Origin of the sequence: Ruegeria arenilitoris, assembly GCF_013035315.1 — a bacterium.
Classification (GTDB): Bacteria; Pseudomonadota; Alphaproteobacteria; order Rhodobacterales; family Rhodobacteraceae; genus Ruegeria; species Ruegeria arenilitoris_D.
Genome location: NZ_WQHP01000007.1, coordinates 16471 through 29014, shown reverse-complemented (window position 1 = coordinate 29014; position 12544 = coordinate 16471). Strand labels below are relative to the sequence as shown.

Here is a 12544-nt window from a genome sequence, read left to right as displayed (position 1 = left end):
AAGAAAGCATGAGTAAACATTCTGGACGCCGCCGATTCCTGTTATCGGCGGCGTCTTTCGTTTTTGGTATCGCCATCGTCGCCATACTTTTCATAGGAGGAGGGTGGTGGTTGTTGGCGCACCCGGAAACTCCGGTGCCATCGCATTGGAACCCACTGCGCGCGTTGAAAGTGACCGCGCCGGTCACTCCAGTCACCCGGTATCAGCTTAATCGCGCATTGGCGAACCCAGCACAGTGCCGGGCCACTCTGGCTGAAGCTGGCGTCGACTTTGATGCGATGGAGGATCTGGTCGTGGATGAGAATTGCGGCATCATCGGGCGCGGCCGTTTGTCTGCGCTGGTGACTTCAGATGTAAAGGCGGTCGAAACCAGTTGTGCGACGACCCTGCGGCTGGCCATGTGGGAACATCATGTGGTCCAGCCAGCGGCACAAGATTTGTTAGGCAAACAGGTCAGCCGGTTGCAGCATGTAGGCAGCTACAATTGCCGCCAGATTCGCACCGCTCAGGATCAAGGCAGTGGTTGGAGCAGCCACGCCACGGCGGATTCCATTGACATCGTTGGTTTGCAATTTGCCGATGGGCGCAGCCTAACCTTGCTTTCGGATTGGGGCAACGAAGGACCTGAAGGCGTATTCTTGCGCGAGATATGGCAAGGAGCCTGTGACTGGTTTCGGGTCGTTTTGGGAACAGACTTCAATCGTTTGCACGCGAACCATTTTCACCTGCAGGGTCCTGGCTGGGGATACTGCCGATAGGTCAGCCTTCACCGCAACGACGGAAAGAAATCCCCGCGTCCTTGCGGAGTGAAATCCAGAATGTTCCAAAGGGGCCAGGCTGCATCTACGTGCCGCGGGTGCCAATCGCTGGGTTCAAAGAACAATTCAGAACTCCAGAAATGGTGAATACCGTCCTGATCACGTTGAAAAACGTTCAGGATCGGCAATTGGCTGCCGTCTTCGGATTCGGCCAGATAGTCGCGCTGATAATCTGTTCCTAATGCGGAATAGAGGGGCAGGTCACTCCAACCCATGCGCGCCTTCAGGTCCACGAGTTTTTCGCTGGTATTTTGAGCCACCACCGCAAATGCAATCTTGTGCGAGATATGAGCAATCTGCCCATTCAAACCGTCCAGAAACGCCGAACACATGGGGCAGGGTGCCTCTGCGTCTGGTCCGTACATGAGCGAGTAGATGGCCAAGGTGTCATGCGACCCGAACAGAGACGAAAGCGGCGCCGGCGCACCGTGTTCGGAGCGGAACGTATAGTCCTGCGGAACAGTTCCACCTTTGGGAAGACCGCGCCGCAAATTTGCGACCTGTTCGATCTGGGCGCGCAATTCCGCTTCGGCTGTCAGCAGAGCGTTTCTGGCGGCTCGGTATTGCGGGCTTTCGTTCGGTAGCGATACGGGCATGGTGGCCTCCTGAACTTCGAATGAAACTAATATTTAACAATATTGTTAAATAAAGGACAGCTTAAATCAAGCCCCCGATCACGCGTAACCGAGCTAAGGGGGAATGCCGAAAAATTTTTCCCTTTGTGCAAATTCCCGCGCCCGTTACCGTGTCAGCGGCGCTGGAGTGGCCAGAAAACGAATTTCAACCGGGAGATAACCATGGGAAAACGCGACGAGCTGATCGCAAAATATGCCGAGGATCTGAAATCCAAATGCGGTATGGACGCAGATATGGACTTGCTGACCAAAGTCACGATCGGCTGCGGACCGGCCATCTATGACGCGGACGCATCGACCGTCGCGGCCAGCCAGGAAGGTGAGCTGGAAACGGTAAAAAACAACTTTCTCATCAAAAAGCTGGGCCTGGCGGATGGCCCTGAACTGATGGAAGGGATCAACAAGGTTCTGGAAACCTATGGCATGTCCGAGCGCAACAAGTATCGCGCCGTCGTTTATTACATGCTGACAAAGCATTTCGGCAAAGAGTCGGTCTACGGCTAAGCCCGTCAAACTCATCCGCCACGCCCGTCAGTCCTCTGGCGGGCGTTTTCAATTTTAGACACTTGCTGTTTGAACTGCGCCCGCAGGGTCGGTTCGTGTCAGACAGCGACCAGGACGGTCAGAGCCATAATTTCCATACGCGTGTGGTGAGTTGGGAGCACGCGGGGTAGGGAAGGTTCTGCATCGGTCAGGGCCTTCCCTTTTTTCGCAGTCAGTCCGCTTGAGTTTCTCCCAGCGCACAGATCACCCGCCATTCCGCCTCGGTGACGGGTTGAACGGACAAGCGCGAGTTTTTCACCAAGACCATCTCGGCCAGACGTTCCTCGGCCTTGATCTGGTCTAGCGTGACCGAAGTTTCAAAGGGCCGAACGGCCTTGATGTCCACGCATTCCCAGCGCTCATCATCTGTGGTGCTGTCGGGATGCGCCTCGGCGCAAACCTCGACAATGCCGACAATCGCCTTGTCCTTTTGCGAGTGGTAAAAGAACCCCCGGTCGCCCAACGCCATCTGACGCATAAAATTGCGCGCCTGATAGTTGCGCACGCCGTCCCACTCTTCGCCTGCATCCCCTTTGGCAACCTGTTGGTCCCAGCTCCAGGTCGATGGCTCGGATTTGAACAGCCAGTACGCCATCAGCCTATGACCTTCTTCCACGCGATCAGGTCAACCGACTGGAACAGGCCCGCTTTTGCGTAGGGATCGTTATCCGCCCAGTTTTGTGCGGCGGCCATGTCTTCGACCTCGAGAATGATCAATGATCCGATCATCGCGTCTCCGTCCAGCAGTGGACCGGCCTGCGCGACGACACCGGTTTCCTCGATATACGCCAGATGGGCTGCGCGATTGTCCAGCCGGGTTTGCAGCGCGCCGTCCTTGTCACGGGCGATAAGGGCGATCAGCATGTTATTCCTCCTTCAGGGGTCGGTTGAGCAGGGTTTGAATGGCCTGCGTGACGCTATAAGCGCCGTGGCTCAGGTCGGCCACCGTGGTACTGATGGGCATGTCCAGCCCTTCGGCGGCGGCGATGTCTGTCATGGCGCGTGCAGTTGCAACGCCCTCGACGGTTGTTTCTGAATCAAATGTCTTTTTCTGACCCAAAGACAGGCCAAAACGATAGTTGCGCGACAGTTCAGACGAACAGGTCAGAACGAGATCCCCGAGGCCTGACAGTCCCATCAGAGTGTCCGGCTGCGCACCGCGCATTAGGGCAAAGCGCTGCATCTCGGCAAACCCACGCGTCATCAGGGCGGCGCGGGCGCTGTCGCCCAGACCGGCCCCGATAGCAGCGCCGCATCCAATGGCCATGACGTTTTTTAATGCGCCCCCAAGCTCGGCACCGATCACGTCTGTGGTTCGGTAAAGGCGCAGATTTGCGGTGGTCAGTTCATTCTGCAGCTTTGTTCCCAGCGCATCATCGGCGCAGGCCAGGGTCAGCGCCGTAGGAAGCCCCCGCGCGATGTCGTCGGCAAAACTGGGGCCTGTCAGCAGGGCAGGGTGGGCGTCCGGGATCACTTGCCTTATCATCGAAATAGGCCCCAGCCCTGATGACAGCTCGATCCCTTTGCAGCACGCCACCAGAGTTTTTCCTGCCAGTGCCTCGGCATGCTCAGTCAAAGCGCCGCGCAGCTTCTGCATTGGCACGGACACAAGCAGGACATCAGCATTTGCGGCCTGATCGATGTCCGACGTCACCGTGATTCCGGTAGGTAAGGTTACGCCGGGCAGGCGCTGGGCATTCTCGCGCGCCTGCCGCATCTGCCGCGCCTGTTCCGCGTCCCGAGACCACAGCGTCACCGGCCCGTTCCCAGCCAGAGAAATGGCCAAGCTTGTGCCGAAAGCGCCAGATCCCAGGACGGAAACACTCATGCTTTGGCGCCCTTTTTTCCGCTGCCCAGCATTGCGGGGCTGGTTTTGTCCAGTGGCCAGCGTGGACGTGCGGTCAGGTCCAATCCGTCGCGCGCCCCTGCGCGAAAGCGTTCCATCCCGGCATAGGCGATCATCGCGGCGTTGTCGGTGCAAAAAGCCAATGGCGGGGCAGTGAACCGGGCACCTTTTTCGGTGCAAACAGTCTCTAACGCCGCGCGAATTGCCGAGTTGGCCGCCACCCCTCCGGCAACGGCGATAACCGGGTCGGCGGGATTCTCTTCCAGATAGCGGTCGATGGCGCGGCGGGTTTTCTCGGCCAGTGTGTCGACAATCGCTTGTTGGAACCCTGCACAAAGATCGGCGCGGTCCTGACGGGTCAGACCGCCTTTTTCTGCGACAATCTGATCACGCATTCGCATCAAAGCTGTCTTTAGCCCTGAGAATGATAGATCGCATCCCGGTCGATCCAAAAGCGGCCGTGGAAACCGGAATCGCTTGGGATCACCAACCCGCGCCTCGGCCTCGACCGACGGGCCGCCGGGTTGGGGCAGGCCCAGAAGTCGCGCGGTCTTATCGAAGGCTTCGCCAGGCGCGTCATCGACGGTGCCGCCTAGGCGAGTGAATTGTTCGGGTCCATGCGCGATCAGGTATTGGCAATGTCCGCCCGAGACCAACAGCATCAGGTAGGGAAAAGCGATGTCATCCGTCAGGCGAGGCGTTAGGGCGTGACCCGCCAGGTGGTTCACGCCGATCAATGGCAGGCCTGTCGCGGCGCTCAGGCCCTTGGCGCACATGACGCCGGACATGACTCCGCCAATCAGACCCGGACCCGCGGTGACGGCGATTGCGTCCATGTCGGAAAGGGACAGACTAGCAGCCTCCAGCGCCTGTATGACACAGGTGTCCAGCTTCTCTGCATGTGCCCGCGCGGCGATTTCGGGCACGACGCCGCCAAACGCGCTGTGCAGCTCGGTCTGGCCGTGAACGATCGACGACAAAATCTCGGCCCCTGCACCGTCGGACTGGCGCACGACTGCGGCGGCCGTGTCATCACAGCTGCTTTCCAATCCAAGTACGGTAAGTGTTTGCACCATAGGCCTGATCCGTTGCATCATGACACCCAAGCGGGGTATCACCCTGCGCGGACGCAAACAATCCCAAGGCCGAAGGCCCCGCTATTGTATTTGTTGATGACCCGCCCACGCGCCGCCTCTGAAAGGTTCGTCGCGCAACTGCCGACCCGCGTCAGGTCACGGGTTGAGGTCATCTATTCCCCCATTCTGGAGATTCGTCCTGTCCGGGTCACGGTTCAAACAGACGGTATTCGGGGGCTGATTTTTACCTCAGCCAACTCGGTCAATGCAGCAGCCTCGCTTGGGGTTTCGCGCGAGTTACCCGCCTATTGCGTCGGCCCGGCAACCACCGGAACCGCAAAGGGCGCGGGATGGGACGCCATGATGGTGGGCCAAACCGCTGAAGAACTGGTGGCCTATCTGCTGAAACACAGGCCCGAAAGCCCTTTGATGCATCTGCGCGGTGAACATACCCGCGGCAATGTCGCTGGCCGTCTGACCGAATCAGGCCTAACAGTGCAAGAACAGGTCGTTTATCAGCAGCGCCTGTTACCGGTGACATCCGAAGCTGCTGCCGTTGTTGCCGGCGAAAGCCCCGTAATAGCGCCCTTGTTTTCGCCGCGCACGGCGCGACAATTTGCCGAAATCTGGACCGGCCCGGCACCCTTGTGGTTGGCCGCAATCAGCGAAGCGACCGCCGAGCCCCTTTATTCTTTGGACTATCAGCGCCTGAAGATTGCTAACGAGCCGACGCCAAAGAAAATGCGGAAAGCCGTTAAAAAGCTTGTGAAACACGCGATGCGGGTTGAGGGTATAGAGACCACTGATTAACTTAGAGTGGCCTGTTATTCATATGAAATTGGATTCGATAAGGGGAACGTCGCGGTGGCTCGTAAGAAAAAAACCGATCAAAAGCCGGTGGAAGACCCCAAGTCGGACGAAGCGGTTGAATTCACTTCGCAGCGTGAAGGAACTTCTGTTGACGCGGACGAGCCGGTAGAAGAACCCCTTTCCGAAGCCGAAGCCGAAGCCGAAGCCGAAGCCGAAGCCGAAGCCGAAGCCGAAGCCGAAGCGCGTGTTGAGGAGCCGGTTCAGGAAGAACCTGTGGCCCAGACGGAAGAAGCACCGCAGCAAGAGCCGCAAAAAGAAGAAAGCCGCGGCGGTTTCATACCCGCTTTGCTTGGCGGTGCTCTGGCTGCAGGGATCGGATTTGCGGCAGGTAGCGCGGGATTGTTCGGATCGTCCGATTCAGATGCGCTCACGGCGCTTGAGGCCAAGCTGAACGATCAGTCCAGCCAGATCGAAGCCTTGACGAAATCCCTGTCCGATACGTCGGATGTTGACGGAAAACTCGCGGCCCTGACCGATCAGGTCACACCGCTGGGCGAAGAGTTGAGTAGCTTGAAAACCAGCCTCGATGGGCTGACAGGTAAGATTGATCCTCTGGCCAGTCGTTTGACCGCACTGGAAAGCGGGGCGTTGACTCAGGGTGCCTCGCCCGAGGTTTCGGCAGCGTTTGAAGCCGAATTGAAGAAGTTGCAGGATTCTCTGGCGGCGCAGCGCGCCGAAGTGGAAAAAATGGTTTCGGATGCGCAAGCGCTTGAAGCCAAAGCCTCGGCCGAAGCGCAGGCCGCGGCGAACGCGGCCACCCTGTCCCGTTTGACCGGACAGTTGGATGCCGGACAGCCCTATTCTGATCTGGTTGCCGAGCTGCAAGCAGGCGGTGTCGAGGTGCCCGACGCGCTGTCTGGCCCGGCGGATAAGGGTGTTGCGACCTTGGCGGCGTTGCGCAGTTCGTTCTCGCCTGCGGCCCGGACCGCGCTGGCGGATGCGCGCGATGCAGATAAGACCACCGGGTTGGTGGCCTTCCTGCAGCGGCAGACCGGTGCACGTTCAGTCACGCCGCAAGAGGGGGACAATCCAGATGCGATCCTGTCGCGGGCCGAGGCCGCCCTGTCCAGCGGCGATGTCACAACCGCTCTGACCGAATTGAAATCCCTGCCCGAAGCGGCGCAGGCAGCGATGGCTGATTGGGAGCAGGCCGCACAGACGCGGGTTTCCGCGGTGGATGCCGCCAATGCGCTTCAGCCTAGCGTGAACTCGAACTGAAGGACCTGCCATGCTGTGGTCACTGTTTAAGATTTTAGTCTTTGTTGCGATTATTGGCCTGTTGGCTGTAGGCGCTGGGCTGCTGATGGAAACCAGCGGTGGGGTTCAGATCACGGCCGGTGGAACAGAATACACGCTGGGGCCGCTACAGTCGGTGATCGCGCTGGGCGTTCTGGTGTTTGCCATCTGGGTGTTCTTCAAGCTGCTGACCCTTTTGATCGCGACGTTGAAGTTCCTCAACGGGGATGAGACCGCCCTGTCGCGGTACTTCGACCGCAGCCGTGAACAGCGCGGGTATCAGGCCCTGTCTGATGGGCTGATGGCGCTGGCCTCCGGCGAAGGGCGCGTGGCGCTGAACAAGGCCACCAAGGCAGAACGGCTGTTGAACAAGCCCGAGCTCACTAACCTGCTGGTCGCGCAGGCGGCCGAGATGAACGGCGATACGAAAAAGGCTGCGGACACCTACAAGAAGCTAGTGACAAATAATGCGACTCGCTTTGTTGGTGTGCGCGGCATCATGAAACAGAAGCTGGCCGAAGGTGATGATGACACCGCGCGCAAGCTGGCCGAGAAAGCCTTGGCCATTAAGCCGCGCCATCAGGAAACGCAGGACATTCTGCTGGGCCTTCAGACCAAGGCGCAGGATTGGGCGGGCGCGCGCTCGACCCTGACTGCCAAGCTGAAATCGGGCCACCTGCCGCGCGACGTGTTCAAACGCCGTGACGCCGTTCTGGCCCTGTCTGAGGCCAAGGGCATTCTGGATGAGGACGCCACAGTCGAGCAGCAGGAGCGCGCGATTGAAGCGAACCGCCTGTCGCCTGATCTGGTGCCCGCAGCAGCGATGGCCGCTCGGGCCTATATCGAAAAGGGCAAGCCGCGTTCTGCGACCAAGATCCTGAAAAAGGCTTGGGAGGTGCAGCCGCACCCGGATCTGGCCCATGCCTTTGCCGAGATTTTACCGGATGAAACACCTGATCAACGGATCAAACGCTTTGCCGCGCTGACCCGTATTCATCCTGAAAACATGGAAACCCGTCTTATTCTGGCCGAGTTGAACATCGTCGCCGAGGACTTCCCCGAAGCGCGTCGTGCGCTGGGCGATGTGGTCGAAAAGAACGCGGATGCGCGCGGCTATACCCTGATGGCTGCGATCGAACGGGGCGAGGGCGCCTCGGACGCGGTGGTGCAGGGATGGCTGGCCAAGGCGCTGATCGCGCCGCGCGGGCCGCAATGGGTTTGCGACAATTGCCACGACATTCAGCCCGAGTGGGCTCCGGTCTGTCAGAACTGCGGCAGCTTTGACACGCTCAGCTGGCAGACACCGCAGACACCCGAAATCGCTTCTGCGACAGGTGTTCACATGCTGCCTCTGATTGTGGGCGCGCTAGAGGACAAGAGCGAAGCGGACGCTGAGGTCGAAGTGGATGAAGCCGAGGAACCCGCCGAACCGGATGTCATCGAAATGGACGCCGAACCCGTCCGCCCGGATGTGGAACCTGAGGTCGAGAAACAGGCCTGACGAACTTAGTCCTCTGACGAGGGTTCGACGTAAGTCCAACGATACTTGGGCGGGGTTGGGCCCTTATTGCGCCCGCCTTGCTGTGTCTGCTCCCACGCATGTGCAAGTATGCCTACGGAACGCGACAGGCAGAACAGACCGCGCGCAAGGGGCGGTTCAAACCCAAGCTCTGCGTAGATCACTGCGGTAGCTCCGTCGATATTCATCGGAACGGGTTTACCTTTGCGCCGCGCGAGTTCGGCTTCGATATCCAGCGCGATTTGCCTGAAGCGCCCATCGCACGCACCGTTCTCAACAGCCTCGGACACCAGCGCCATCAACCGTGGCGCGCGTGGGTCGGTAGGCGTGTGAAACCGGTGGCCAAAGCCGGGCAGGATTTTTCCGCGCTCTGCGATCCAGTCATCCAGCGCCGTGCCCAACTCACCCGAGTGAGTGTCGACGAAATGATAGAGCTCAACCGCTTGTTCACCAGCTCCGCCGTGGATGTCACCCAGCATGTTCACTGCACTGGCCATCGCGTTGTTCAAAGGCAACCCGCATGTCACAGCCATCCGAGCCGTCGCGATGGACGGTGCCTGCGGTCCATGGTCCACAGCGGCAACTAAGGCGGCTTCGAACAGATGGGCTTGCGCAGGTGAGGGGCGATCACCGCGAACCAGAAGCCAGATCATTTCGGCAAAGCTCAGATTGCCGATCAGGTCTTGGATGGGTTCTCCTCGCAAGGCGATGCGGCCGGGTTCCATGTCGATGATAGATGTGCGCCACCAGTCGGAAACGTCGCTCATATCACTCCTTCCTTCACCAATGCGTCGATCTCATCTGTGGACAGACCAAGTTCCGCCCAGATTGCCGCGTTATCCGCGCCCAGTTTGGGCGGCGGGGTCTGCGGCATGTTCCTCTGTCCGTCCATCATCACCGGGCTACCAGCCAGTTGCATATCCTCGCCATGTACCGGCAACGTGCCGATCAACCCGCGACCGGCCAATTGTTCATCCGCCAAAGCCTCGGGGACCGTTTGAACCTGCCCGGTTGGCACACCCAGGCCGTTCAATTCAGCAACCCATTCGTTCGCCGGGCGCGATTTCAAGGATTTCTCCAACTCGTCCCTCAGCGCGTGACGGTTCCGTTTACGATCCTCGCGCGTCGCGTAATCCGGGTGATCCAGCAGGTCCTCTCGGCCCAGGTGTCGGGCGAGGGCTTGCCATTGCTCATCCCGATTGGCGGCGATGTTGATCGGACTATCGGATGTGGCGAATGTGCCAGAGGGGGCTGAGGTCGTGTTCTCGTTGCCATGTGCGCCTGGCATCACTCCTCCGACGAGGTAGTTGGAGACGACCCACCCCATGGTCGAGATCACGGCCTCGGACATGGCGATATCCAGAAATGCGCCGCGGGGGTTTGCGTTCAACGCGGCGCTAACCGCGAAGGCGGAGGTGAGCCCGCCAACGGTGTCGGCCAGTGGATAGCCGACACGATAAGGCGCAGTATCCGGTGCGCCGGTGATCGACATGACGCCACTGATCCCCTGCACGATCTGGTCATAGGCCGGGTCATCGCGGCGTGGACCGTCCTGCCCAAAGCCGCTGATGGCGCAGTAGATCAGGGTGGGGTTTTCGGCGCGCAGAACTTCATACCCAAGACCCAACCGGTCCATGACGCCGGGCCGGAAGTTTTCGACCAGAACATCCGCCGTTTTCACCAGCTGTTTCAGCAGAGCCTTACCCCGGCTGGATTTCATATCCAGCGTGATCGACTTCTTCTGAGCGTTCTGCGCCAGAAAGCTGACCCCCATACCGGCTTTGTTCCGGTCGGGATCAGCGCCAAGCACGCGGGCCAGATCCCCGCTGCCGGGGCGTTCGACCTTGATCACCTCGGCCCCCATAAGGGCCAGTTGGTAACAACAATACGGGCCTGCCAGCACGTTTGTCAGATCAAGAACCCGAACGCCCCTGAGCGGTTCAGTCGCCATCGGCCACACCAGCGGCCCGCGCCCGCGCCCGACGTGCGCGGTAGCTGGGCAGCAGCACCAGCAGGACAGCAATTGTCAGCAGGCCCAGCGTCATGGGACGTTGCCAGATGAAGGAGATGCCGTCATAGAGCTGCATCGAGCGGGCAAAGTTGTCCTCCATCATACCGCCGAGGATGAATCCGATCAGCAAGGGGGCCAGAGGATAGTCTGCGAACTTCAATGCTGTTGCGCAGACGCCAAAGCCCACAAGGATCAGCAACTCGGTCGCGTTGTTCTGCCCGATATAGGCCCCCATCAGGGTGAAGAACAAAATGAACGGGATCAGGTAGTTGCGCGGAACAGCCAGCACTTTGGCGATGTAGGGGATCAGCGGCAGGTTCAGGATGAGCAGTACCAGATTGCCGATGAACATGGACATGATCACCGCCCAGAAGATCTGAGGCTCGTCCACCATAAGCCGGGGACCGGGTGTCACGTTCAGCGCAATCAAGGCACCCAGCAAGATCGCCGTCGTCCCGGATCCGGGAATACCCAGCGTCAGCAGCGGAACAAACGATCCGGTACAGGCCGCGTTGTTCGCCGACTCGGGCGCGGCCAGACCTTTGATCGAGCCCTTGCCGAACTGTTCCTGCTCTTCCTTGGGGGCGATGTTCCGTTCGACCGCGTAGCCAAGGAAGCTTGCGATGGTCGCACCCGCACCAGGCAGGACGCCGATAAAGAAGCCCTGCACCGATTGGCGACCGATAACCGGGGCGATGGCCTTGGCCTCGTCCTTGGTCACGCGCAGGTCTTTGATCTCGCCATCGTCGCCTTTCAGGTCTTTCGGCTTGAGCACAAGGAACAGAGCTTCGGGGAGGGCGAACATGGCCATCGCCAGAGTGATAAAGCCAAACCCGGATTGCAGGTCCATTATGCCCATTGTGAAGCGTGGCAGGTTGAACAGGGCACCTTCACCGACCGTTGCCATGATCAGCCCAAGGGTCGTCATGATGATTGCCTTGGCCACTTGCCCCGATCCGGCAAAGGCGGCGATGGCTGAAAGACCGACCACCATCAGGGCGAAGTATTCGGCGGAATGGAACAGGAGCGCGACGGATGACAAAGCCGGTGCAAAGATCATCAGCAACACCGCGCCCAGCGTACCGCCTGCGAAACTGGCGATCGCGGCGATGGTCAGCGCCTTGCCTGCCTTGCCTTGTCGGGCCATCGGATAGCCGTCAAAGCTCGAGGCCACGGTACCCGCGACCCCCGGCGCGTTCAGCAGGATGGATGAGGTCGATCCACCAAAGATCGCACCATAATAGACACCGGCCAAAAGGATCAGCGCGGCAGATGGATCGCCCATCGAAATCGCGACCGGGATCATGATCGCGATGATCGACATCGGACCCAGCCCCGGCAGCATGCCGATGAACGTGCCGATGAGGCATCCGGCGATGACCATCAGCAGGTTTTGAATTGAGAATGCCGTTTGCAGGCCGATCAGAAGTCCTTCAAGCATGTCAGCCTCCGATCAAGCCCGGCAGGGGGCGCATGTAAATTCCAAGAACTTCCTGAACTAGATACCAGACGGCTCCGGTCGCGAAGAAAGCCACCGGCAGCATGATGTGCCACTTGCGTTCACCAAGGATGAAGGATCCGAGGATCAGGAATGAGGAGGTCGCGATCAAAAAGCCCACGGGGCGCAGGCACAGGGCGTAGACGACCATCAGAACCAGCAGCGAGATGGCCTGACCCAGATGATATTCACCCAACCGCCGATAATCGATGTCGGCCTCTTTGACTTCGCTCTTTTCGAGACCGAGTAGGATGATTGTGCAGGCCACCACACCCAGAACCGACAGCACCTTGGGGAATGTGCTGGGCCAGATCGGGTTTCTCTGCATGAAAGGAGGAAGACTTCCATCCATCGTGAACCAGGCGGCGTACCCGTATGTCAGGCAAACACCCAGTAAAACAAGCGCGATCCAGCGATCCAGCGCCATAGCGTCCCCTCCCTTTTTTCACTTATTGGGGACGGCAGAGCGACCAAACGCTCTGCCGTAGATTG

General features: G+C 59.4%; 14 protein-coding genes. 5 read left to right on the top strand and 9 right to left on the bottom strand.

Annotated features, from left to right (window positions below):
* Positions 1-8 precede the first annotated feature (8 nt).
* The gene (locus GOV53_RS15750) at positions 9-758 is read left to right on the top strand and encodes an extensin-like domain-containing protein (protein ID WP_170468172.1); all 750 of its coding nucleotides are present in this window, start codon (positions 9-11) and stop codon (positions 756-758) included.
* Between the two features lie 8 nt (positions 759-766).
* Here GOV53_RS15750 and GOV53_RS15745 read toward each other — a convergent pair whose 3' ends face one another.
* Positions 767-1414: a DUF899 family protein gene (locus tag GOV53_RS15745; protein ID WP_170468170.1), complete on the bottom strand. Its 648-nt coding sequence runs from the start codon at positions 1412-1414 to the stop codon at positions 767-769.
* A 201-nt stretch (positions 1415-1615) separates the two neighbouring features.
* On the opposite strand from GOV53_RS15745, the gene GOV53_RS15740 reads away from it, so the two are divergent.
* Entirely contained in the window at positions 1616-1957 is a 342-nt protein-coding gene (locus GOV53_RS15740; RefSeq protein WP_170426381.1) for a DUF2853 family protein, read from the top strand.
* A 211-nt stretch (positions 1958-2168) separates the two neighbouring features.
* Here GOV53_RS15740 and GOV53_RS15735 read toward each other — a convergent pair whose 3' ends face one another.
* Genes GOV53_RS15735 through tsaD form a run of 4 tightly spaced genes read right to left on the bottom strand, consistent with a single transcriptional unit; the run spans position 2169 to position 4918 of the window.
* The gene (locus GOV53_RS15735) at positions 2169-2591 is read right to left on the bottom strand and encodes an EVE domain-containing protein (protein ID WP_170468168.1); all 423 of its coding nucleotides are present in this window, start codon (positions 2589-2591) and stop codon (positions 2169-2171) included.
* Positions 2591-2860, bottom strand: a complete 270-nt coding sequence (locus GOV53_RS15730; RefSeq protein ID WP_058275177.1) for a YciI family protein — start codon at positions 2858-2860, stop codon at positions 2591-2593. The genes GOV53_RS15735 and GOV53_RS15730 overlap by 1 nt, the downstream gene beginning before the upstream one ends.
* A gap of 1 nt (position 2861) precedes the next feature.
* A complete protein-coding gene (locus GOV53_RS15725; RefSeq protein ID WP_170468166.1) occupies positions 2862-3824 on the bottom strand; it encodes an NAD(P)H-dependent glycerol-3-phosphate dehydrogenase in 963 nt (320 codons plus the stop codon).
* A complete protein-coding gene (tsaD, locus tag GOV53_RS15720) occupies positions 3821-4918 on the bottom strand; it encodes a tRNA (adenosine(37)-N6)-threonylcarbamoyltransferase complex transferase subunit TsaD (RefSeq protein ID WP_170468164.1) in 1098 nt (365 codons plus the stop codon). Before tsaD ends, GOV53_RS15725 begins: the two co-directional genes overlap by 4 nt.
* Positions 4919-5014: 96 nt before the next feature.
* Between tsaD and GOV53_RS15715 the strand changes: the two genes are divergently transcribed.
* From GOV53_RS15715 to GOV53_RS15705, 3 genes are read left to right on the top strand one after another with little or no spacing between them, the layout of a single operon-like run.
* Positions 5015-5728 carry a uroporphyrinogen-III synthase gene (locus GOV53_RS15715; RefSeq protein ID WP_170468162.1) on the top strand — a complete coding sequence of 238 codons (714 nt, stop codon included), beginning with the start codon at positions 5015-5017 and terminating at the stop codon, positions 5726-5728.
* 54 nt (positions 5729-5782) lie between these two features.
* Positions 5783-7006, top strand: a complete 1224-nt coding sequence (locus GOV53_RS15710; RefSeq protein ID WP_170468160.1) for a COG4223 family protein — start codon at positions 5783-5785, stop codon at positions 7004-7006.
* Between the two features lie 10 nt (positions 7007-7016).
* Entirely contained in the window at positions 7017-8525 is a 1509-nt protein-coding gene (locus GOV53_RS15705) for a heme biosynthesis protein HemY (protein ID WP_170468158.1), read from the top strand.
* Positions 8526-8530: 5 nt separating this feature from the next.
* Here GOV53_RS15705 and GOV53_RS15700 read toward each other — a convergent pair whose 3' ends face one another.
* From GOV53_RS15700 to GOV53_RS15685, 4 genes are read right to left on the bottom strand one after another with little or no spacing between them, the layout of a single operon-like run.
* Complete coding sequence (locus tag GOV53_RS15700; protein ID WP_170468156.1) at positions 8531-9310, bottom strand: citryl-CoA lyase; 780 nt, start codon at positions 9308-9310, stop codon at positions 8531-8533.
* A complete protein-coding gene (locus GOV53_RS15695; protein WP_170468154.1) occupies positions 9307-10494 on the bottom strand; it encodes a CaiB/BaiF CoA transferase family protein in 1188 nt (395 codons plus the stop codon). Before GOV53_RS15695 ends, GOV53_RS15700 begins: the two co-directional genes overlap by 4 nt.
* Positions 10484-11995 (bottom strand): tripartite tricarboxylate transporter permease, encoded by a 1512-nt coding sequence (locus tag GOV53_RS15690; protein ID WP_170468153.1) that lies wholly within the window; start codon positions 11993-11995, stop codon positions 10484-10486. The genes GOV53_RS15695 and GOV53_RS15690 overlap by 11 nt, the downstream gene beginning before the upstream one ends.
* A 1-nt stretch (position 11996) precedes the next feature.
* Positions 11997-12479, bottom strand: a complete 483-nt coding sequence (locus GOV53_RS15685; RefSeq protein ID WP_170468151.1) for a tripartite tricarboxylate transporter TctB family protein — start codon at positions 12477-12479, stop codon at positions 11997-11999.
* Positions 12480-12544 lie beyond the last annotated feature (65 nt).

What these genes read in the sequence shown, in the direction of transcription:
- GOV53_RS15715 (WP_170468162.1), top strand. Translation starts at nt 5,015, where the DNA reads ATGACCCGCCCACGCGCCGCCTCTGAAAGGTTCGTCGCGCAACTGCCG.
- GOV53_RS15685 (WP_170468151.1), bottom strand. Translation starts at nt 12,479, where the DNA reads ATGGCGCTGGATCGCTGGATCGCGCTTGTTTTACTGGGTGTTTGCCTG.
- GOV53_RS15690 (WP_170468153.1), bottom strand. Translation starts at nt 11,995, where the DNA reads ATGCTTGAAGGACTTCTGATCGGCCTGCAAACGGCATTCTCAATTCAA.
- GOV53_RS15705 (WP_170468158.1), top strand. Translation starts at nt 7,017, where the DNA reads ATGCTGTGGTCACTGTTTAAGATTTTAGTCTTTGTTGCGATTATTGGC.
- GOV53_RS15740 (WP_170426381.1), top strand. Translation starts at nt 1,616, where the DNA reads ATGGGAAAACGCGACGAGCTGATCGCAAAATATGCCGAGGATCTGAAA.
- tsaD (WP_170468164.1), bottom strand. Translation starts at nt 4,918, where the DNA reads ATGGTGCAAACACTTACCGTACTTGGATTGGAAAGCAGCTGTGATGAC.
- GOV53_RS15750 (WP_170468172.1), top strand. Translation starts at nt 9, where the DNA reads ATGAGTAAACATTCTGGACGCCGCCGATTCCTGTTATCGGCGGCGTCT.
- GOV53_RS15725 (WP_170468166.1), bottom strand. Translation starts at nt 3,824, where the DNA reads ATGAGTGTTTCCGTCCTGGGATCTGGCGCTTTCGGCACAAGCTTGGCC.
- GOV53_RS15745 (WP_170468170.1), bottom strand. Translation starts at nt 1,414, where the DNA reads ATGCCCGTATCGCTACCGAACGAAAGCCCGCAATACCGAGCCGCCAGA.
- GOV53_RS15730 (WP_058275177.1), bottom strand. Translation starts at nt 2,860, where the DNA reads ATGCTGATCGCCCTTATCGCCCGTGACAAGGACGGCGCGCTGCAAACC.
- GOV53_RS15695 (WP_170468154.1), bottom strand. Translation starts at nt 10,494, where the DNA reads ATGGCGACTGAACCGCTCAGGGGCGTTCGGGTTCTTGATCTGACAAAC.
- GOV53_RS15735 (WP_170468168.1), bottom strand. Translation starts at nt 2,591, where the DNA reads ATGGCGTACTGGCTGTTCAAATCCGAGCCATCGACCTGGAGCTGGGAC.
- GOV53_RS15700 (WP_170468156.1), bottom strand. Translation starts at nt 9,310, where the DNA reads ATGAGCGACGTTTCCGACTGGTGGCGCACATCTATCATCGACATGGAA.